The sequence below is a fragment of the Pseudomonas helvetica genome, assembly GCF_039908645.1.
GTDB lineage: Bacteria > Pseudomonadota > Gammaproteobacteria > Pseudomonadales > Pseudomonadaceae > Aquipseudomonas > Aquipseudomonas helvetica.
Genome location: NZ_CP150917.1, coordinates 202,511 through 220,714, shown reverse-complemented (window position 1 = coordinate 220,714; position 18,204 = coordinate 202,511). Strand labels below are relative to the sequence as shown.

Genomic DNA, 18,204 nt, shown 5'->3' with positions numbered 1-18,204 from the left:
GGGCAAGCCTTGCTCCTACAGGGTTCGGATCGGGTTCATTTTTTGCGCAAGCGCATCAGTTCCGGCAGGCCGATTTTGAGCAGGCGCGCCGTTCGGCTTTTGGCCAGTTCTTCAACGCCTTCATGCTCGGTCAGGCGAGCGAGTTGCGCCGCCAGGTTCATCACCAGCGCTTCACGGGAATACACCCCGCCACCGAGCTGATAGACCGCCGCAATCAGCTCTCGCAACTCCAACGGAAGCCGCCAGCGAGTACGCAACGCCGAACCATAGGCCGCGCCAAATTCAGCCAATGCGTCGCCGACCTCTTCCAGCTCGTCCAGTTCGCCCCCCGCCTGTTTCCACTCCTGCAAGCAACGCAACAGCGCCAGATCGCCAAGACGATGGAGCATGCCGGCGCAATAGCAACGCTCCTGATCGAGATCAAGCAAGCGCGCCAGGCTCCGTCCGTATTCTGCGGTGTGCAGTGACAGCTCCCAGTAGCGCTCGGCGTAATCGGCCAGGCACGGATCACTCAGCTTCGCACTGCGCTTGAGGGCCAGGCCAACGATCAGGTTCATGCTTTGTCCGGTGCCCAGGCGATGCAAGGCCTGGGACACGGTCTGCACCGTGTCGCCAAGGTGCTGCGAGGCGCTGTTGGCGGCGGCGATCAGCACCGCAGTGATCTGCGGGTCAGTGCGCACTTCTTCTTCCAGCAGCTTCAGATCGAGGCCATTGGGGTTCAGGCTGCGCTTGACTGCCAGTTGCACGTCGGTGAGCAACGGCGCGCCGTCCGCCAACTCACGCCGACGCTCAAGGAAGGTCGACAAGGTCATGCCGGGCGCCAGCGCCGGAACGTCACAGGAAACCGTCTGGCCGGCGCTCAGGAGCAAATCCTGCAGGCGCTGAGTCAGACCTTCCATGTTCAGGGGCTTGGTCAGGTAGGCCGTCGGGGCCAGCGGCAATACCTCGCGCACGCTGGCGCTGTCGTTGCGGCTGCTCATCAGAATGAACGGCAACACCGGGTTACGCCGCCGCTGACGCACGCTACGCAGCAAGCCCAGGCCATCGACACCGGAAAGCTCCCAATCGGCAATCACCAGGTCATAAGGATTTTCACTCAACAACTCCAGCGCCTGCTGGCCATCAGCACACAGATCCAGCCGCGCATCGCAGCGCACGTGCAGCAACACCTGCTTGAGCAGGTCTCGAGACCAAGGGTCAGCCTCGGCGATCAGCACTCGCGGTACAGCCGGTAAATCAACAGCGGTCATCAGTTCACTCCGAGGCAATGCTTGCACCTTAGACAATGCTGGCCATTCGATACAGCGCAAAAGCCGCCGATGTGTTTCAAGTGACAAAAAAAACCCGCCGAAGCGGGTTTTTTGTCGATCAGGTCACACTGCGCAATCAGAGCTCGGAGAAGCACTCTTCCATGATCGCCAGACCTTTATCCAGTTGCTCGTCCGGTGCAGTCAGCGGCACCAGCACACGCAGCACGTTGCCGTAAGTGCCGCACGACAGCAGGATCAGACCCTTGTCGCGCGCCTTGGCCACGACTTTGGCGACGGCGGCGGCGTTAGGCTTGTGGCTGTCGCCGTTTTCGAACAGTTCAACCGCGATCATCGCGCCCAGGGCACGCACTTCACCGATCACCGGGTACTTGGCCTGGATGGCCTTGAGGCCAGTAACCAGACGCTCGCCAACCGCTTTGCAGCGATCCAGCAGGTGCTCTTCTTCGAACACTTCCATCACCGCCAGCGCAGCGGCGCAAGCGATCGGGCTACCGGCGTAAGTGCCGCCCAGGCCGCCTGGAGCGATGGCGTCCATGTATTCAGCCTTGCCGCACACACCGGCCAGCGGGAAGCCGCCAGCGATGGATTTGGCGAAGGTGGTCAGGTCGGCTGCAACGCCCATCTGTTCCATGGCGAAGAAGGTACCGGTACGACCAGCGCCGGTTTGTACTTCGTCAGCGATCAACAGGATGCCGTGCTGGTCGCACAGGGCACGCAGACGCTTCATGAACTCTTTCGGAGCGACGTAGAAACCACCTTCGCCCTGAACCGGCTCGATGATGATTGCAGCGATGTCACGCGGCTCGGCGTCGTTCTTGAAGATACGCTCGATGCTGGCGATCGAATCGTCGATGCTCACGCCATGCAGTTCGTTCGGGTACAGCGCACGGAAGATACCGCCTGGCATCAGACCCATGCCGGCCGAGTAAGGCACGACTTTACCGGTCAGGCCCAGGGTCATCATGGTGCGACCGTGGTACGCACCGGTGAAGGCGATCACGCCGGCACGGCCGGTGGCGGCACGAGCGATCTTGATGGAGTTTTCCACGGCTTCGGAGCCAGTGGTCACCAGCAGGGTCTTCTTGGCGAAATCACCTGGAACCTTGGCGTTGATTTTTTCGCACAGTTCTACGTACGGTTCGTAAGCCAGCACCTGGAAGCAGGTGTGAGTCAGCTTGTTCAGCTGCTCGGTCACGGCTGCGATGACTTTCGGGTGCAGGTGACCGGTGTTCAACACGGCGATACCGCCGGCGAAGTCGATGAACTCGCGACCTTCAACGTCGGTCACGGTGGAGTTCTTCGCATGGTCGGCGAAGATCGGGTGAATCTGGCCAACACCGCGTGGTACGGCGGCTTCGCGGCGTTTCATCAGGGATGCGTTGGTCTTGCTCATAAAGTCCTCATTCACCGCTCATCGGGCGGCGTGGTCCAAGGAATACGTGGCGGGGAGGCAACTACGGCAGCATGCGATGATCGACTGCCACAGCTTTCCCGGCCACCGAGAAATAACGTTTGAAGCACGCAAAGGGACAGCGCTCTCGTGCCCTTTGCGTTTAATTCCTTACCTGATCAGATGCCCAGGCAGAGGTATTTGATTTCCAGGTAATCTTCGATGCCGTACTTGGAGCCTTCACGGCCCAGGCCCGAGGCCTTGATGCCGCCGAACGGCGCGACTTCGTTGGAGATCAACCCGGTGTTGACGCCGACCATGCCGTATTCCAGGGCTTCAGCCACACGGAACACACGGCCCAGGTCACGCGCATAGAAGTACGAGGCCAGGCCGAACTCGGTGTCATTCGACATCGCGATCACTTCGGCTTCGTCTTTGAAGCGGAACAGTGGCGCCAATGGACCGAAGGTTTCTTCCTTCGCCACAGCAGCGCTTTTCGGCACGTTGGTCAGGATGGTCGGCTCGAAGAAGTTGCCTTCCATGACCTTGCCACCGGCCAGCAGGGTCGCGCCTTTACTCAGGGCATCAGCAATGTGCTCCTGAACCTTGGCCACGGCTTTGCCGTCGATCAACGGGCCAGTGGTGGTGCCTTCTTCCAGACCGTTGCCGATCTTGAGTTTGGCCACGGCCACTTTGAGTTTTTCAGCGAACGCGTCGTACACCGAATCCTGAATGTACAGACGGTTGGCGCAGACGCAGGTCTGGCCGTTGTTACGGTATTTGGAAATGATCGCGCCTTCGACGGCCTTATCCAGGTCCGCGTCGTCGAACACGATGAACGGTGCGTTGCCGCCCAGCTCCAGGGAAACTTTCTTGATGTCCTTGGCGCATTCAGCCATCAGCTGACGACCGATCTCGGTCGAGCCGGTGAAGGACAGCTTGCGCACGATCGGGTTGCTGGTCAGCTCGCTGCCGATGTCGCCGGCGCTGCCGGTTACAACACTCAGCACGCCTTTCGGGATACCGGCACGCTGGGCCAGCTCAGCCAGGGCGAAGGCCGAGTAAGGCGTTTGCGAAGCAGGCTTGAGCACCATGGTGCAGCCAGCGGCCAGGGCCGGGCCGGCTTTACGGGTGATCATCGCAGCCGGGAAGTTCCACGGAGTGATTGCAGCGGTCACGCCGATTGGCTGCTTGATCACGATCAGGCGCTTGTCTGGCTGGTGGCCCGGAATCACGTCACCGTAGATGCGCTTGGCTTCTTCGGCGAACCATTCGATGAAGGATGCGGCGTAAACGATTTCGCCCTTGGCTTCAGCCAATGGCTTGCCCTGCTCCAGAGTCATCAGGCGAGCCAGGTCGTCCTGGTTCTCGATGATCAGTTCGAACCAGCGACGCAGCTTGTTCGCGCGCTCTTTGGCGGTTAGTGCACGCCAGGCCGGCAGCGCTTTGTCAGCAGCTTCGATTGCACGGCGGGTTTCGGCAGCGCCCATTTTCGGCACGGTGCCCAGAATTTCGCCCGTTGCCGGGTTGGTGACGTTGATCGTCTGACCATTGTCCGCATCGACCCAGGCGCCATCAATAAAGGCTTGCTGGCGGAACAACAGGGTGTCTTTAAGCTGCATGTCGGCTTTCCTTAACAGCACCGCGCACGCGCGGAGCAAATTATGATTGTAGAAAGGCGCCTTGAAGGCTGCCGTCAGGGAAATCATTCACCGGGCTGAAGCACATAAATAGCGCACTATTGAAGCTCGTGCGGTTCAGCACCCAGACAAGAGCGTTTGAAATCTCAAACGAATCCTAGGATCAAAGGGGGTAAAGGACAATAGGCTGTTCGAAAAAAAGAACGAAAACGCCGCATTTGCCTTATTTTTCTGATCAACGTAGTAAACACCCATTCGACGGGCAAGAAACATCAGGCTATTCAGCAGCATGGACGCCCGCAGCGCATATGAGTATCATGGCGCCCGCATTGCACCAGTAGCTCAGCTGGATAGAGTACTGCCCTCCGAAGGCAGGGGTCGTGGGTTCGAATCCCGCCTGGTGCACCATCTTCTTTCCCTTGTATGACAAGGGAATAGCGCTCCTGATAAAAACCTGTCCTGGTCCTGAACGTCGTTTTTGCCACAAACCTGCCGCACTCACGGTGGCGGGAATGGTCGAATTGGCAACAATCAGGAATCGCGGCCCTGCCGTTAATAAAGGACAGTGGGAAGCGCAAATCCATCACAAGGGCTATCCAGCCCAACGAAAAACCTTCGAAACCAAAGCCTTTGCATCTTGGGTGCTGTTTATAGAGAATCCCCCCTCTTGCTCGAAAGGATGCTCGCAATGAAGGCCGAAGGGACTTTCCAATACATGACCCCGCACGGGATCGTCTTCAACGTCTCGCAGATCACCCTCACCGACAGCGAGCGCGGCCGCCTGCGCGAGCTTCATTTTGGCGAAGCGAAAAGCGCCCACTATCAGGTCAACAGCAAGGTCGTAGAGGTGTACGACAAGATGCAGGCCAAGAACCTGCCGTGCGTGATGATGATCGGCATCTCCAAGCCGCTGACCCGGCAACAGGCCGACGCCCTGGATACCCAACGCACCAGACTCGCCAACCTGGCCGCCTCCGCCTTCGGTGGCACTGCCGGTACTGTGGGCGGTTTAGCCGGGCCTGTAGGCAGTTTCGCCGCAGGTACTGTTGTAACGGCGGGTGTGCGCTCGTACGTCAATGACACTCTGCCCACCTACCATGCTGGCGACGTCATCGTCAGCATCCAGGCGCAGGTCAATGGTGGGATTGGCCCACAGCGCTCTTCCGAATCCCTGATCATCAAGACCTGAGTGGGGCTGCACATGTCCGAAATTACCCAGACGGTCATCGTCATGGCGCTGGCCTTTCTACTTGATCGGTTTCTTAAGCCGTACCCGCTGCGCAAGTGGCTAGGGGTGACGCTGGTGGTGGCCGGCGCAATCGGCTGCGTTGCAGTGAGCCAGACCCGGTTGCTGGGCTTTGACCTGGGATTGATGTCGGTCCTTGCCGTGCCGGTGGGCGCGGGGCTGTTCGTGACCAGGCGGCGGTTTGTGGAGGTTGGCTGAAGTGATGTAAAAAAGGGCGCCTGCCTTCGATTGAAGCAGGCTGACTGCCGTAGGCCGATTGCTGCCGTTTTGGTGATGGTCAATGCATTACAGGCGCAAGCCCGCCAAGAGCTAGGCGCTGCTCATTGACTGCTGTGAACCGAGCTTCCGCCCGCACCAGTCATTTCACTTCCTCTGCGTTACCTACCCGCCTCGACATCGCGAATGCAATCGTCAAATGGCTCACGCCGCCATCGTTTACGTGCATGCAGATACGCAGCCAGGTCCCCGTAACCCAGTTGACTGGCAATGTGCGCGCGGTTCTCACCCAGAAATTCAAGATGCTGTTCCAGCTCGGCCCTCACCAGATCGAGCAGCAGGCGGAACGTCATGCCTTGCTCTTCCATGCGCCGGCGTAAGGTACGCGGGCTCTGGTGCAGAGCCTCTGCCTGATTTTCCAGGCTGGGTACCACGCCGCGCGCCAGGCTTTGTCGCATGCCGGCCGCGACTTTCCCGGTCCAGCCATTGAGCTGGAGATGCCGTGCGATCCGTCGGTTCATCTCACTGCGCAACAACTCTGCCATTCCGTCGTGTCGCGTCAGCAAAGGTAACCGCAAGACGCTCGGGTCGTAATACAGGCAGTTATGCGCGCACTCGAACACGATGTTATCCCCGAACCATTGGGCATATTCGGCGTGGTAGGTTGGTCGTGGATGGGCGAAGTGAGCCAGCACCGGCCGGACCGGTTCGCCCGTGGCTTTGCGCAGTTGGGTCACGGCCATCACGCAGTAATGCTCCACCACGTAGCGAGCCAGTTTGGCGGGGGCGTCGATACGCAGCTCTACGCCCAGGCCATGGGCATCGTTGATCAGCTTGACGCTGTCCATGTCCGACGCCAGCCCCGCATAGTCACACCAGCACTGGATAGCTGCGCTGACGTCCGGGCAATACATGCAGATGTACGTCAGCTCGTGGCAGTCCTGCGGGGTGAACCCGGCGAACAGGTGCAGGCCAATGGCAGGATCTTGTTGGGCCGCCGCCGTCCACAATTGCTCAAGCTCAAGCAGGCTGTAATCGCGTCGGTTACTGCGTGTCTGCTTATGCAGTACACGTTCCAGAACCTGTCCGAGCTGCCCTCGATGAAAGCGGCGGGCTGGCTGATTGGCCTCTTCTCGAGTGATTTTGTCCATTTCGCACATGTTGTCTGGAAGGCTCATGGTTTCTTATTGCTCAGGCAATGCCCAGGTCGGGCCTGACTCGAGATTGCCATGAATACAATAATGCTCGCCAACAATCCAATTCCGGTCGTCGCCGGGATTTTTCTGAGTTTCATCCTGCTGGAAATTGCGTGCGCCTGTTTCCGCCAACCCAAAGGTCAGCGCCGCGATACGCTGATCGAGGTCATCGGTTCGTCGCTCCTGCTGGGTGTCACCTTTCCATTGGTGATGTTCCTCAGCAACCTGCTGCTCGGCGGTTTGGCCCCTCAACTCAAGAACAGTCTGGCCAACATTCACTGGATGGCCGGCCTCGGGCTGTTTCTACTGTTCGATGACTTGACCCAGTACTGGTGGCATCGCCTGACCCATCGGCTGCCGTTTCTCTATGCCCTGCATCGCGCTCACCATTCGGCGCCCTACATGAGCATTCGCATCGTTTATCGAAACAACAGCTTTTACTACCTGCTGATGCCAGGTATCTGGCTGTCCGGAGCCCTCATTTACCTGGGCCTGGCACCGGTTTACTACGGTTACTTGATCGTCAAGATGACGGTCATCTTCGCCGCGCACAGCAGCGTCGCCTGGGACGAAAAACTCTACCGCATTCCGGCCTTGCGTCCGCTGATGTGGGTCCTCGAACGAACCATTTCGACCCCCGCCACCCATGCGGCCCATCATGGTTTGAACGCCAATGACGGCGTAACCCACTACAAGGGAAACTTCGGCAATCTCCTGTTCTTCTGGGACGTGCTGTTCGGTACGGCCAAGATCACCCGGCATCGCCCCTCAACCTATGGCATAGAGGATTTGCATCCGGTGACGTGGCAGCAGGAGCTGTTCTGGCCGCTGGTTCGTTCAGCAAAGCGAGTGCGGCAACACGATCTTTGAGTACTTCCCAGTGCCCACTTTTCATTTGGCCCACATGCCGGATCACGCCGGGTGGTCGCTGGCTGATGACACAATACAGCCACGATCTGCCCTCGTGCCGTTTCCAGGCTGATTTCCTGGGTAGTTTCTTGGGTAGTTTCTTGGGTAGTTTCTTGGGTGGTTTCTTGGGTAGTTTCTTGGGTGGTTTCTTGGGTAGTCTGTGGTTTGGCGGCTGGCTTGTTAGCAAACAACGATCGCGCTGTATCCCCCACCCTGTTTTGAACCGATAAGGATTGGCCAATCGCCAAGTGAGTGATTTTTGCACGGACGTTTTTTAGTCGTACTCATCGCCTTGGGCTTGTTGGCGGGTTGCTCGACGACACCGCCAAGAGAGCAAAGCAACCTTTGCAGCATTTACCGCCAATACCCGGCCTGGTACGAAGATTCGCTGAAAATGGAGAAGGCCTGGGGCCTGCCACCGCATGTGGCGATGGCGATCATCAAGCAGGAAAGCAGCTTTGTGCACGATGCCCTGCCCCCTCGCTACTACTTTTTGTGGGTTATTCCCTGGGGACGGGTCAGCTCGGCATACGGCTATGCCCAGGCGCAGGATCCGGTGTGGAGCGAGTACAAGAGCGCGACCGGCAACGGCGGTTCGCGTGACAACTTTGACGACGCGATCATGTTCGTCGGCTGGTACGTCGCCGGCACTCAACGTCAGTTGGGGGTTTCCAAATGGGATGCCTACAGCCAGTACCTTGCCTACCACGAAGGACGTGGCGGATTCAGTCGCCAGACCTATCTACAGAAACCCTGGCTGATGCAGGTCGCGCGCAAGGTTGAGCAACAGGCAAAAGATTATGGCTGGCAACTCCGGCAATGCAGGGGCGAACTGGAGAGCAACCGCAGTTGGTGGTAGTCATGCCTTGGATGACAGCTCATCCACGACGTCCACCTCGGCAGGCTCCTCCTCGTCGTCATCCTCTTCATCGTCGTCGAGCAGAAAGTCCTTGCGCGCTTCAGTGATCGCCCGGCGCATTTCTTCGCCCTTGATCGGGCAGTTGAGCAATTGGGCAATGCGGTCTATTCGTTGTGTCACAGCTGGCCTCCAACGCACCAGTAATTGGCTCGATAGTGCTCGCTTTCGACGAACGACGCCAATGCCCTGAACGCTCAGACCGCAATAGCCCTGTAAAACTTTCAGTCAAACCTTACCGCAGCTCACGTCACAGGCATCTGATCGTCATTTGCCGCCAACACCAACGCCTTCTGATGCACCAGTGAGGCCGGCGGGTGCAACTGCTTCTGGAGCTCGGGATCGATGCGCAAGAAGCGTGGGACAACGTGGCTGACGTCGCCGTCTTCGTTGTTGTGGATCACCATGGTTCCCAGATCGCGCAGTTGAGCCAGATGCTCTTCGGTCAGGTTGAAGCTTATGCTCAAGCCTTTGTCATCGATCACCGGTGCCGGTAGACGACGCTGGGCGAAGCTTTTGCTCTTGCGGTGCTGGTAACGCGCCCAGGAGATCAGGACCACCGCGTTGAACAGCGCCACCCACAAGTAGATTTGCAGCGTGCCAAGGGCGTCGAGCATCGTCGATTCGATACGCAACCCTTCGTGGGTATCAAACAATGGCCAGAGGCCGCTTACCAGCAGGTACAGCAAGCCGAACCAGGCCAATACCGTGAAAAAGGCATCGATGACGACCAGAAATGGTCGTTGACGGGTTCTGATGATTTTCATTTGCTGAACTCCTCGTCATCGTCATCGTCATTCAGCGGCTTGATGCCACGGTCGGGACTGACCCAGCGCGCACGCTTCTGATGTTGGCCAAACAGCACTTTGGGGAAGCTGACCAGGGTGGTGAGCAGGCTGATGAACCAGAACACCAACGGATACCAGACCACCCAGAACATGGTTTTCCACAGCCCGCGCTCGTAGCGACGGTCGATCAGGATGCTGACCGCGAACTGCAGCAAGCAGACCATCGCCAGCAACAGCCCGGTGAAGGCCGGCGGCAGCAAGTGGTGCACGGCAATAGCGGCCGGCACGTCGACGAACTTGCCCACGCCCCAGAAAATCACCGACAGAAAAAAGGTGAAGGCCCAGCCGGTGGACAGGCAGTACTCGAACAGCAGCGGCCAGAGGTAGCGATGGCGGTATTGCCAGATGCCGCGGATGTTTTTGAACAGCACCTCGGCGCCGCCCTGGGCCCAGCGCAAACGCTGCTTCCACAACCCGGACAGGGTCTCCGGCATCAGAATCCAGCACAGTGCGCGTGGCTCGTAGAAGATGCTCCAGTGATCCAGTTGCAGCTTCCAACTGATGTCGATGTCTTCGGTGATCATGTCCGGGCTCCAATAGCCGACCCGATGCAACGCCGAACGACGGAACGCCACAATCACCCCGGACACGGTAAAAATCCGCCCGAAGACCCGTTGGGTGCGCTTGATCAAACCGATGATCGAAGAGAACTCGCCGACCTGAACACGCCCGACCAGCGTTGAACGGGTTCGAATCCGTGGGTTGCCGGTCACCGCACCAAGCCGGGCGTTGTCCAGCATGGGAGCCACCAGATAGGCCGCCGTGTTCGGCGCGAGCAAGGCATCGCCGTCAATACACACCAGGTACTCACTGCGCGCGGCAATCGCGCCCATGCGCAAGGCCACCGCTTTACCCTGGTTTTCCGCCAGGTGCAGCACCCGCAGGCGCGGGTCTTCAGCAGCGAGGGTATCGAGGACAGCGGCGGTGTTGTCCTTGGAGCCGTCGTTGATCGCGATCACCTCGATGTTCGGGTAATGCTGACCCAGCGCGGCGTGAATCGTATCGGCCGCGTTATCGCCCTCGTTGTAGCAAGGGATCAGGATCGAAATCAGCGGTTCGCCGGCCAGCGGCGGCGGCAGCGTGTCATCCTTCCACGGCCAGTGGCGCTCCCAGTGCAGCCAGAAATACAGGCCACCGGCGATCCACAGTCCGGACATGAACAGCGGATAGAAAAACACGAAGTCCATCAAGAATTGCCCGGTGACCAGAAAGATCAGCCCCAGGGGAATCCCCAGGACGATCGCCAGGACCAGCAGAGCTAGAAGTCTATCCAGCATGTTATGGATTCCACTTGTCGGAGAGCGCGGGACGCACGGTTTTCAGGTCCGGCTGGTTCTCAAGGAAGTTGTCCGGGTAGTAACCGAAACTGGTCGCTCCCTGGCGTTTGAGGCGACCCATCCAGTCAGTCAGTTGCCCGCCATCGATGTCGGCGCCGCTTTTCTTCGTCCAGTCCCGGGCCTGCAATTCGAACACCGTGCGCTCCAGTGCTCCCGGCCGGACCTTGACCGTGGCCACCAACTCTTCGAGCCATTCACCCGATTGCTTGAGGGGTTTACCTTCCATCAACGGCATTGCCATCGGTGCGGTCCAGTCATAGGTGCCGAGGAAGTCGTCGAGGTTCTGCGCGAACCAAGCCTCACTGGGCGGATTGAGCATCGGTTCGGCGAAGATGTTGCGCGCCGTCAGCACCTGTGGCCCACGAATGGCGCGAACCTTGGCGGTGAGCTCTTTGGTGAAGTCGATCAGGTAGCGACTCTTGAACCGAGTCCAGCGCTGCATCATCGCCGGATCGTCGCGCAGGGCCGCCATCGACCCCGGCAAGCCGTTGGCCGCATAGGTGCGCAAGGCCTCGGGACTGGCGTCCTCGAAGTCCGACAGCACTGCATCGTCGTGGTAGAGGATGCCGTCGACCGAGGTCAGACGCGCCACGTCCTCGTAGATTTCACCGATGATGCGCCGCACGGTCGGGTCGAACGGCGACAGCCGTCGATATTGTCCCGGGTCAACCGAGGTCTGGCCTGTGGCCGGGTCCCAACGGGTGACCCGGGGCAGTTTTGGATCGAGGGCAAAGCTGAGCACCGGCATCCAGGCAAAAACCTTGACGTGGGCGCGAGTACGCAACTGCCAGGCCACCCGGTCGAAGATGTCGGCGCGAACCGGAAGGTGGCGGTTCGGGAAGTACAACGAGTGCACCAGACCGTCGCCCTGTGGATCGGCGAAGGCTTGCAGGAACACGGTGTTGGCGCCCATGTCGGCCATGCGCTGGATCAGCTTGCCCAGATTGACTTCCTGCTGGGCCGGGTCCGGGTCATAAACGTTGTCCAGGTCGACATGCACCACGCGCATCGGTGAGCTGGACTGCACCGCGACGATGCTGTTGGCAAAGTGTTCGCCATCCGGGTCCGAGGCCACCAGGAAACGCGGACTGCTCATCAGGTTGTCGAGTGCATCGAGCCCGTCATCCAGGGTCAGGGCCATCTGGTAACCCTGGGAATCGACCACCTGCAATGTGGTGCCATCGGCCGTGCCGTACGGCCAGACCCATACACGCGGGTTATAACCGGTAGCCTTGCGGATTTTTTCGGTAATGGTGACCACGTCCTTGCGCAGACGAGCCTGGAAATCCGCTTCCGACTCATAGCGACCGGTCGCAGCGTCATAACGACGAGTCGCCGCCGCCGGCTGCAGGTTGCCTTGCGGATTGGCCAGGATGCCTTTGTGGCTGGCGTCGGTGTGAGCGGCGATTTCCACCAGCCCGGACCTGGAAATTTCAGAGATCTGCGTCCAGGTCAAAAACTCCGAACGCGGTCGCATATCACCTGCGAAGTCCACGAGCTTATCCGGTGGTGTATCGATCCAGGTACCGACGGGCGCCAGCAAGGCATGCCAGTTATAGGCCCGCAGCACCGGTAGCACACGGGTGTAGAAGCTCGAATAACCATCATCAAAACTCAACAGAATGGCTTTGGCTGGCAGTTCGGTCCCCCCCTTGCGCGCGGCGATGATCTGATCGACGGTGACGGGTTTGTAGCCGTTCTCACGCAGCCACGCGAGCTGCTCGATCATCCGCTCGGTGCGCACCGCAACGACCGCCTGATCAGGGTCGCGGTCTTCGACATCGTGATAGGCAATTCCCAACACATGGTTTTTCGGCCATGGCGCTTCATTGGCCGGCAGCGGTCGCTGTGCCGGTGGCGCAAAGGTCGGGGCTTGCCGGGCGCAGGCGCTGATCAGCAAAACGCCCAACAGAAGGATGCAACGGGTCATCAGAGGCATCTTCAAACTCTTCTAGAAACGGTAGGTAAGGTCGACGAGCAGGCGCAGATCGGTTTCTCGATCGCCGTCGAAGGGCCGGTTGATCGCGCTCAGCGCGGCACCGACCTCGAACACATCATTCCAGCTCAAGCGCTGGCCGTAGCTGAGCAGGCCTACACCGCCAGTGGAGTAATCACGCTGGCTGTATGTACCGGCACCGACCTGGAACTGCTGACTCCACGAAGTTTCGTAGCGGTGATAGAGCACGTGATTGACGCTGACCGTCGGCAGGACGCTGAAGTCCGACTTGGGGTTGAAGTAGGGGACGTCCTCATTCTTGCTGTTGTGGCTGGTGCCGACCTCCAGACCGAGGTCGACCTGCACCCCCGGCGCGCTGTACACGCCTTCGCGTCCGGTCAGCAATGCTTCGAGACGATTGTTGCCATCGCTGAAGTGCGACGGGCTGACCGCCAGTTTCCACTCGCGGCTTTCGTTGGCGCGCCAGCGCAGGAAACCGCTGCCGCCGTTGGCGGTGACGTTACTGTTCAGTGCCCGCAGCGGCGTAGTGGCCGAGAGGTAGTCGAGGCTGCCGCCATACTGCCAGGCATCATTGATGTCGCGGGCAATCGACAGGCGCGCGCCCTGTTTGTTGCCATAGCCGAAGTTGTGATTGGAGACTTCCGCTTCCAGTGTCATATCGCGGGTTCGGCGCTCGACACCAAGCCGTTCGACACGATCACGACCGGTGCCTTCCTGGAAGTCACCAGTGGCATAACCGGCACTTGCAAACACACGCCAGTCCTCATTGATCGGTGGACTGTAGAGCGTGGTCTCAATGCCAAAGTCCTTGCTGCCAGCGACTGCACCGGCACCGTTGCTGCCACCGCCATAACTCTTGCCGCCATAGGTCGACACGCGCAGTTCGGCCATATCGTGCACCTCACGCTGACGCTCCAAACGCTGCACCGCACGGTTGTCCGGGAATCGCGCAGCGACGTCATCGGTCAACGCATCGAGCTGGCGCCACTCCTGCAAATCCTGCGCGGTATGCCCTTGCGCGACTTCCAGACCGATATCTCGCGGGGCCATGCTCTCGGTTTCCTTGAGCAGATTTTCTGCACGGCGTGGCCAGGCACGCGCCAGGTAGACATTCGCCTGCGCCAGACGCAAACCGACGTTGCCCGGTGCTTTTTCAACCAAGGCATCCAGGCCTTGCTGGCTAGCGGGCAAGTTACCGCTATAGATGCCCGCCTGGGCGGCCAGTTGTTGCGCGTCCATCCATGAATCGTTGGGATTGCCGATCGGCAAGCCTTTGAGCTCCACCCGCGAGCTCTGAGTCTTGGCCAGGTTTTCGGCGACGGTGCGTGCTTCCTGCGGTTTGTCGCTTTCCATCAAGGCGTAGAACAGCGCCGTGGTGTCTTCTACCCGGTCAGCCGAGTCGGCGTCCGGTGCGACCAGCACTTGGCGATACAAGTCTGTCGCGACGTCCGGTTGACGTTGATCCAGATAGGAAGCCGCCACCCAACGCATGGCGTAGGTTGGAATTTTTACGTTTTCAGCGAGCAGTTTCTGGTATTCGCCGATGACCTCAGCCGTGCGCGCGCGGGCCTTGAGTGCGCCCATGCGGTCGATGCGCCAACGAACCACGTCGTCGTGAGCCTGTGCATCCGGGGTCCAGGTCGCCAGCAACTGGTCGTAGTCGCTCAAGGCACGATCGGCGATGTCGTAACGTTCTTTTTCACTGCGCGTGGCAAATTCCGCCAGCCGCACGCGCTCTGCCGCCACATCACCTTCGAGGCGGCGCTGCGTCACCGGATCGATCAACCCCGGACGTTGACGGGCCAGACGCAAAGCCGGCTCTGGCAGCCGTGCGCGTTGCAGGGCGAAAACGTATTCGCGGGCGACTTCAGGTTTGCTCCCGGCGCGGATGAACGCCTGGTCGTATTCGAACAACGCGTCATAGGTCGCACCGGAACGGGTCAAGGCGTAGCCCAGCGCCAGGCGCCGGGCCGGATCGTCAGGTTTGGCCGCGACGAGAGCCTTGGCACGGTTGACGGCCTCGACGGGGTTTCCAGAATCAGCCTGGGTCATGGCCAGGCCGAGTTGCAGGTCAGCATTCGCAGGTTCGAGCGCCAGTGCCTTGCGGTAGAGCTCGGTGGCAGAGTCCCAGCGCTTGAGATTGCGGTAGGCACGAGCGGTGGCGGTCAGCGCCTGAATCGGCAGCACCCGGTTGCGCCCCTGGGTTTCGTAGACCTGAACCACTTCGGCGTCGAGACCGGCCCAACTGGCGATCTGCAAATGGTCGCTGACCTGGCCGGTGGTCACCTGGTTCGCAGGCACGTTGCGTAACAGCGTCAACACCGGTGCGTAGTTACCAGTACGCGCATCGCGAATCATTTGGTCGTAGGCGGTATCCGCGAACGCCAGACTCGGCCAAAGCAGTTGGCTGCACAAGGCCACACGAATCAGAGGGCGCAAGCCAAGAACAATAAAAGGACGAGTAATACGTGGCATTCGTCAGCATCCTTACATGGCGAGCCGGAGTCTCATACCCCCCTTGCCTGGTTCGAAACGGGAAGTCGGGCAATCACCCGACAAGGTTTTGCAAACGCAGTATTTCACGCAAGGTTAGACCACTATCAGGAACACAACATTTGTTCAGATTCAATACAACGGCTTGACCCCCGTGCGCCCTACAGCCTTGATTTGCGGGCACCAGACAGCAAAACGCCCAGCCAATCCACAAATTCGGAGGGCCGGGCGCTAGCTTGTAACCTGCGGTTTAGAGCGTTCGCTTAAGTCAAGCGGTGGGTCGTTTACTGGGGTGCGCCAGTGGTACCGAGCTTGCTCATCACGAAACCGACGAACTGTTCGACGGTCATCTTCTGGCCGTTGAAGTCCACCTGATTATTGGCGTAGTGCAGTTTGGAAACGATGTTGTTGCCGTCCAGCGTCGCCAGTTGCGTACCGACAGCCATGCTGCTGACCATGTCACTGGTCGCAGCGGCTTGATCGGCAACGGCTTTGACGTCGGTCTGGCCTTCCATCTGCGCCTGCACTGTCACCAGATCGGTGATCATCGGCTTGGAGATCTTCAGATTGAAGTCCAGCAGGGCAATCAATTGCTTGCCCAACTGGTCGGGTGGCAGGTCCAGCGATGTCGGCTTGGTCAGGTCAATCACCAGGCTGGCACGGCTTTCACCGTTCGGGGTGGAGAACGAAAAGTTCTCCAGCGCGACTTGTGGCTGGGCGGCCAGCAACGTCTCCAGACCCGCCTTGACCTGTGCTTGTTCGGCGTCGGTCAGCTTCAGTTCGGGCGCCGGTTCACCCGCAGCGGCAGCAGCCGCGGCGGCCGCTTCGTACGGCTGCAGTTTGTTCTGGTAGATCTGTACCAGCGACAGCGTCGACGGAATATCGAGGTTTTTCATGCTCCAGGCCATTTGCGCCGAGCCGAGGGCCTTGTCGTTGAGGGCGATTTCGCCAATCTTGTAATCGGCACGACCGGCTGCGTTGGTCCCGGACTCGGTGGTGGAACTCTTCATTTCAGTGTTCTTGAAGGTCATCACCGACTGTTTGTCGCCAAAGGTAGTCTTGGTGCTGGTCAGCTCGACGACGTTTTCCCCCAGGTAGTAGCCATAGCTGCTTTTGCTGAGGTTGCTGGCCAGGGTCAGGCCATTCAATTCGACTTTCACCGGGGACTGATCTTCGGCAACGCTGGTCAGCGTGAGGCTGTCCATGTAACCGTCAGCTTTGACCTTCTGTGCCTGGGCGCTGGCCGACACGTCGATGTTCAGACCGGAAAACTTCAACGTGGACTTGTCGTCCAGTGCCGTTTCGACGGGCAGCAGTTCAAGGTTGCCGCTGGTAGCACGGTCATAGCCGATGTTGACCACACCCTTGAGTGGAGACGCATCCTTGGTGGCGGCGAACCACTTCTCGGTGGTCGGGGTCTTTTCCAGCGAGTAGTGACTGGTGGCCATGACCGGCAGCCATTTCAGCGACACCAGGCGCGAGAATGGCAGCGGGCCGTGTTCGATGTGGTCAACGAACAGCAGCTCTACGCCTTCAGGGTTCTCGCCGAACATTTCGCCCTGGCCCTTGAGGCGGTAGTGCGCGGTACTGCTGAACAACTGGCGATCCAGCGACACCAGTTCCAGGGTCGCGGTGCCGTTGGAGCCGACCATCGCCGTTTGCAGCTCTTTGTTGGCATCGGCGATCGAGGTTTGCAGCACCCCTTCCAGTTTCGTACCGGTGTACCAGGCGCCGCCGGCGCTGATTGCACCGATGGCAACGACGATTCCCAGAAGCACGCCTGCTGATTTATTCATGAATGACCCGATCAATGTCCGTTGTTGAAAATGTGGTCGTCTTCCCTGAACCCTCGACGGGTTGCGGCTCGACTCCGCTAAAAGTGCGATGAGATTAGCATTTGTGCCGTGGAGCGGCCCAATGATTAAAGGTGAAAGAATGTCTATGGAGCGTTGCAGCCTGTGGACAGTCCGCGTTGATCTTTCCCACGCTCTGCGTGGAAATGCTGCCCGTGACGCTCTGCGTCACATCCAGAGCCGAACGCGGAGCGTCCGTAGAGGCATTCCCACGCAGAGCGTGGGAACGATCGGTGGCTGATCAGGAATACTGCACTTCGATCTCATCCAGCTGATGATCAAAGCTTTTCAGCCGTGCCGTCCACGTATAGACCAGCACTTCGAAATCCCGATTGATCACCGCGCCATTCGGTGAATCCGCGCGCGGGTCGCAAAAATCCAGTTGATAGCGTTCGCGGGCCATGGCGTTGGCCACGTCAGACAGTTCGCGGGCATTGTTCAGCCAGTGCCAGCCTTCATCGGTGACCTGTTTGTCGAGGGCCAGGCATTGGGTTTTGAGCGCTTCGAGGCTTTTTTCCAGCGGGGTGCCGGTGAGTTCGCCCATGACTTCCTGAAAAGTACGCCCCGGTTGCCAGTAACTGCCCCAGAAATACCGGTCGAATACCGTTTCAACCCGGCGCAACGCCACCTTGGTGTCCCAGATCAGCACCAGGGTCTTGCCTTGCTCGAGTTGTTTTTTCTTGATCCGCCGGGTTTGCAGCAAAGCCCAGGCGGCGACTGCGATCGACATCACCCCGATCAACGCACTGGCACTGTCGAGAAAGATCAAAGCCTTATCAATCTGGTGCGTCAGCATCACGCCATAAAAATACGTTGCCGAGAGCAGCACCAGCGCGACAATTGCGCACCAGAAGCCGGGAGCATAAGGGTTTTTCATTATTGGAATCCCCATGACCAATGCGAGCTTTGACTGCCGGACCCGCCTGCGCGAA

General features: G+C 59.3%; 16 protein-coding genes and 1 tRNA gene. 6 read left to right on the top strand and 11 right to left on the bottom strand.

Going from position 1 to position 18,204, the window contains the following annotated elements; genetic code table 11:
* Positions 1-35: 35 nt before the first annotated feature.
* The 3 genes from AABM55_RS00920 to gabD form a co-directional block, all read right to left on the bottom strand.
* Positions 36-1,250: a response regulator gene (locus AABM55_RS00920; protein WP_054595052.1), complete on the bottom strand. Its 1,215-nt coding sequence runs from the start codon at positions 1,248-1,250 to the stop codon at positions 36-38.
* A 136-nt stretch (positions 1,251-1,386) separates the two neighbouring features.
* Entirely contained in the window at positions 1,387-2,664 is a 1,278-nt protein-coding gene (gene gabT / locus AABM55_RS00915; protein WP_054595051.1) for a 4-aminobutyrate--2-oxoglutarate transaminase, read from the bottom strand.
* 176 nt (positions 2,665-2,840) lie between these two features.
* The gene (gene gabD / locus AABM55_RS00910; RefSeq protein WP_054595050.1) at positions 2,841-4,283 is read right to left on the bottom strand and encodes an NADP-dependent succinate-semialdehyde dehydrogenase; all 1,443 of its coding nucleotides are present in this window, start codon (positions 4,281-4,283) and stop codon (positions 2,841-2,843) included.
* A 349-nt stretch (positions 4,284-4,632) separates the two neighbouring features.
* Here gabD and AABM55_RS00905 point away from each other — a divergent pair.
* From AABM55_RS00905 to AABM55_RS00890, 4 genes are all read left to right on the top strand, one after another.
* Positions 4,633-4,709 (top strand) — tRNA-Arg (locus AABM55_RS00905).
* Positions 4,682-4,993: a hypothetical protein gene (locus AABM55_RS00900; protein ID WP_347928570.1), complete on the top strand. Its 312-nt coding sequence runs from the start codon at positions 4,682-4,684 to the stop codon at positions 4,991-4,993. Before AABM55_RS00905 ends, AABM55_RS00900 begins: the two co-directional genes overlap by 28 nt.
* Positions 4,990-5,490 carry a hypothetical protein gene (locus tag AABM55_RS00895; protein WP_347928569.1) on the top strand — a complete coding sequence of 167 codons (501 nt, stop codon included), beginning with the start codon at positions 4,990-4,992 and terminating at the stop codon, positions 5,488-5,490. The genes AABM55_RS00900 and AABM55_RS00895 overlap by 4 nt, the downstream gene beginning before the upstream one ends.
* Positions 5,491-5,502: 12 nt before the next feature.
* Positions 5,503-5,745, top strand: coding sequence for a hypothetical protein (locus tag AABM55_RS00890; RefSeq protein ID WP_347928568.1), 243 nt, complete (start codon positions 5,503-5,505; stop codon positions 5,743-5,745).
* A gap of 179 nt (positions 5,746-5,924) precedes the next feature.
* On the opposite strand, the gene AABM55_RS00885 is transcribed toward AABM55_RS00890, so the two are convergent.
* Positions 5,925-6,923: an AraC family transcriptional regulator ligand-binding domain-containing protein gene (locus AABM55_RS00885; protein ID WP_347929985.1), complete on the bottom strand. Its 999-nt coding sequence runs from the start codon at positions 6,921-6,923 to the stop codon at positions 5,925-5,927.
* A gap of 69 nt (positions 6,924-6,992) precedes the next feature.
* Between AABM55_RS00885 and AABM55_RS00880 the strand changes: the two genes are divergently transcribed.
* Both AABM55_RS00880 and AABM55_RS00875 read left to right on the top strand, forming a co-directional pair.
* A complete protein-coding gene (locus AABM55_RS00880; RefSeq protein ID WP_347928567.1) occupies positions 6,993-7,829 on the top strand; it encodes a sterol desaturase family protein in 837 nt (278 codons plus the stop codon).
* Positions 7,830-8,127: 298 nt separating this feature from the next.
* The gene (locus AABM55_RS00875; RefSeq protein ID WP_256585307.1) at positions 8,128-8,727 is read left to right on the top strand and encodes a hypothetical protein; all 600 of its coding nucleotides are present in this window, start codon (positions 8,128-8,130) and stop codon (positions 8,725-8,727) included.
* On the opposite strand, the gene AABM55_RS00870 is transcribed toward AABM55_RS00875, so the two are convergent.
* The 7 genes from AABM55_RS00870 to AABM55_RS00840 form a co-directional block, all read right to left on the bottom strand.
* Complete coding sequence (locus tag AABM55_RS00870; protein ID WP_347928566.1) at positions 8,728-8,907, bottom strand: hypothetical protein; 180 nt, start codon at positions 8,905-8,907, stop codon at positions 8,728-8,730.
* 122 nt (positions 8,908-9,029) lie between these two features.
* On the bottom strand, positions 9,030-9,551 hold the full coding sequence (gene pgaD / locus AABM55_RS00865; RefSeq protein WP_054595028.1) for a poly-beta-1,6-N-acetyl-D-glucosamine biosynthesis protein PgaD: 522 nt from the start codon (positions 9,549-9,551) through the stop codon (positions 9,030-9,032).
* Positions 9,548-10,909, bottom strand: coding sequence for a poly-beta-1,6-N-acetyl-D-glucosamine synthase (gene pgaC / locus AABM55_RS00860; protein ID WP_347928564.1), 1,362 nt, complete (start codon positions 10,907-10,909; stop codon positions 9,548-9,550). Before pgaC ends, pgaD begins: the two co-directional genes overlap by 4 nt.
* A gap of 1 nt (position 10,910) precedes the next feature.
* Positions 10,911-12,908: a poly-beta-1,6-N-acetyl-D-glucosamine N-deacetylase PgaB gene (gene pgaB / locus AABM55_RS00855; protein ID WP_347928563.1), complete on the bottom strand. Its 1,998-nt coding sequence runs from the start codon at positions 12,906-12,908 to the stop codon at positions 10,911-10,913.
* 12 nt (positions 12,909-12,920) lie between these two features.
* A complete protein-coding gene (gene pgaA / locus AABM55_RS00850; protein ID WP_347928562.1) occupies positions 12,921-15,401 on the bottom strand; it encodes a poly-beta-1,6 N-acetyl-D-glucosamine export porin PgaA in 2,481 nt (826 codons plus the stop codon).
* 302 nt (positions 15,402-15,703) lie between these two features.
* The gene (locus AABM55_RS00845; RefSeq protein WP_054595024.1) at positions 15,704-17,215 is read right to left on the bottom strand and encodes a YdgA family protein; all 1,512 of its coding nucleotides are present in this window, start codon (positions 17,213-17,215) and stop codon (positions 15,704-15,706) included.
* Positions 17,216-17,513: 298 nt separating this feature from the next.
* On the bottom strand, positions 17,514-18,149 hold the full coding sequence (locus AABM55_RS00840) for a hypothetical protein (RefSeq protein WP_054595023.1): 636 nt from the start codon (positions 18,147-18,149) through the stop codon (positions 17,514-17,516).
* Positions 18,150-18,204: the final 55 nt, after the last annotated feature.

What these genes read in the sequence shown, in the direction of transcription:
- AABM55_RS00920 (WP_054595052.1), bottom strand. Translation starts at nt 1,250, where the DNA reads ATGACCGCTGTTGATTTACCGGCTGTACCGCGAGTGCTGATCGCCGAG.
- gabT (WP_054595051.1), bottom strand. Translation starts at nt 2,664, where the DNA reads ATGAGCAAGACCAACGCATCCCTGATGAAACGCCGCGAAGCCGCCGTA.
- gabD (WP_054595050.1), bottom strand. Translation starts at nt 4,283, where the DNA reads ATGCAGCTTAAAGACACCCTGTTGTTCCGCCAGCAAGCCTTTATTGAT.
- AABM55_RS00895 (WP_347928569.1), top strand. Translation starts at nt 4,990, where the DNA reads ATGAAGGCCGAAGGGACTTTCCAATACATGACCCCGCACGGGATCGTC.
- AABM55_RS00890 (WP_347928568.1), top strand. Translation starts at nt 5,503, where the DNA reads ATGTCCGAAATTACCCAGACGGTCATCGTCATGGCGCTGGCCTTTCTA.
- AABM55_RS00885 (WP_347929985.1), bottom strand. Translation starts at nt 6,923, where the DNA reads ATGTGCGAAATGGACAAAATCACTCGAGAAGAGGCCAATCAGCCAGCC.
- AABM55_RS00880 (WP_347928567.1), top strand. Translation starts at nt 6,993, where the DNA reads ATGAATACAATAATGCTCGCCAACAATCCAATTCCGGTCGTCGCCGGG.
- pgaD (WP_054595028.1), bottom strand. Translation starts at nt 9,551, where the DNA reads ATGAAAATCATCAGAACCCGTCAACGACCATTTCTGGTCGTCATCGAT.
- pgaC (WP_347928564.1), bottom strand. Translation starts at nt 10,909, where the DNA reads ATGCTGGATAGACTTCTAGCTCTGCTGGTCCTGGCGATCGTCCTGGGG.
- pgaB (WP_347928563.1), bottom strand. Translation starts at nt 12,908, where the DNA reads ATGCCTCTGATGACCCGTTGCATCCTTCTGTTGGGCGTTTTGCTGATC.
- pgaA (WP_347928562.1), bottom strand. Translation starts at nt 15,401, where the DNA reads ATGCCACGTATTACTCGTCCTTTTATTGTTCTTGGCTTGCGCCCTCTG.
- AABM55_RS00845 (WP_054595024.1), bottom strand. Translation starts at nt 17,215, where the DNA reads ATGAATAAATCAGCAGGCGTGCTTCTGGGAATCGTCGTTGCCATCGGT.
- AABM55_RS00840 (WP_054595023.1), bottom strand. Translation starts at nt 18,149, where the DNA reads ATGAAAAACCCTTATGCTCCCGGCTTCTGGTGCGCAATTGTCGCGCTG.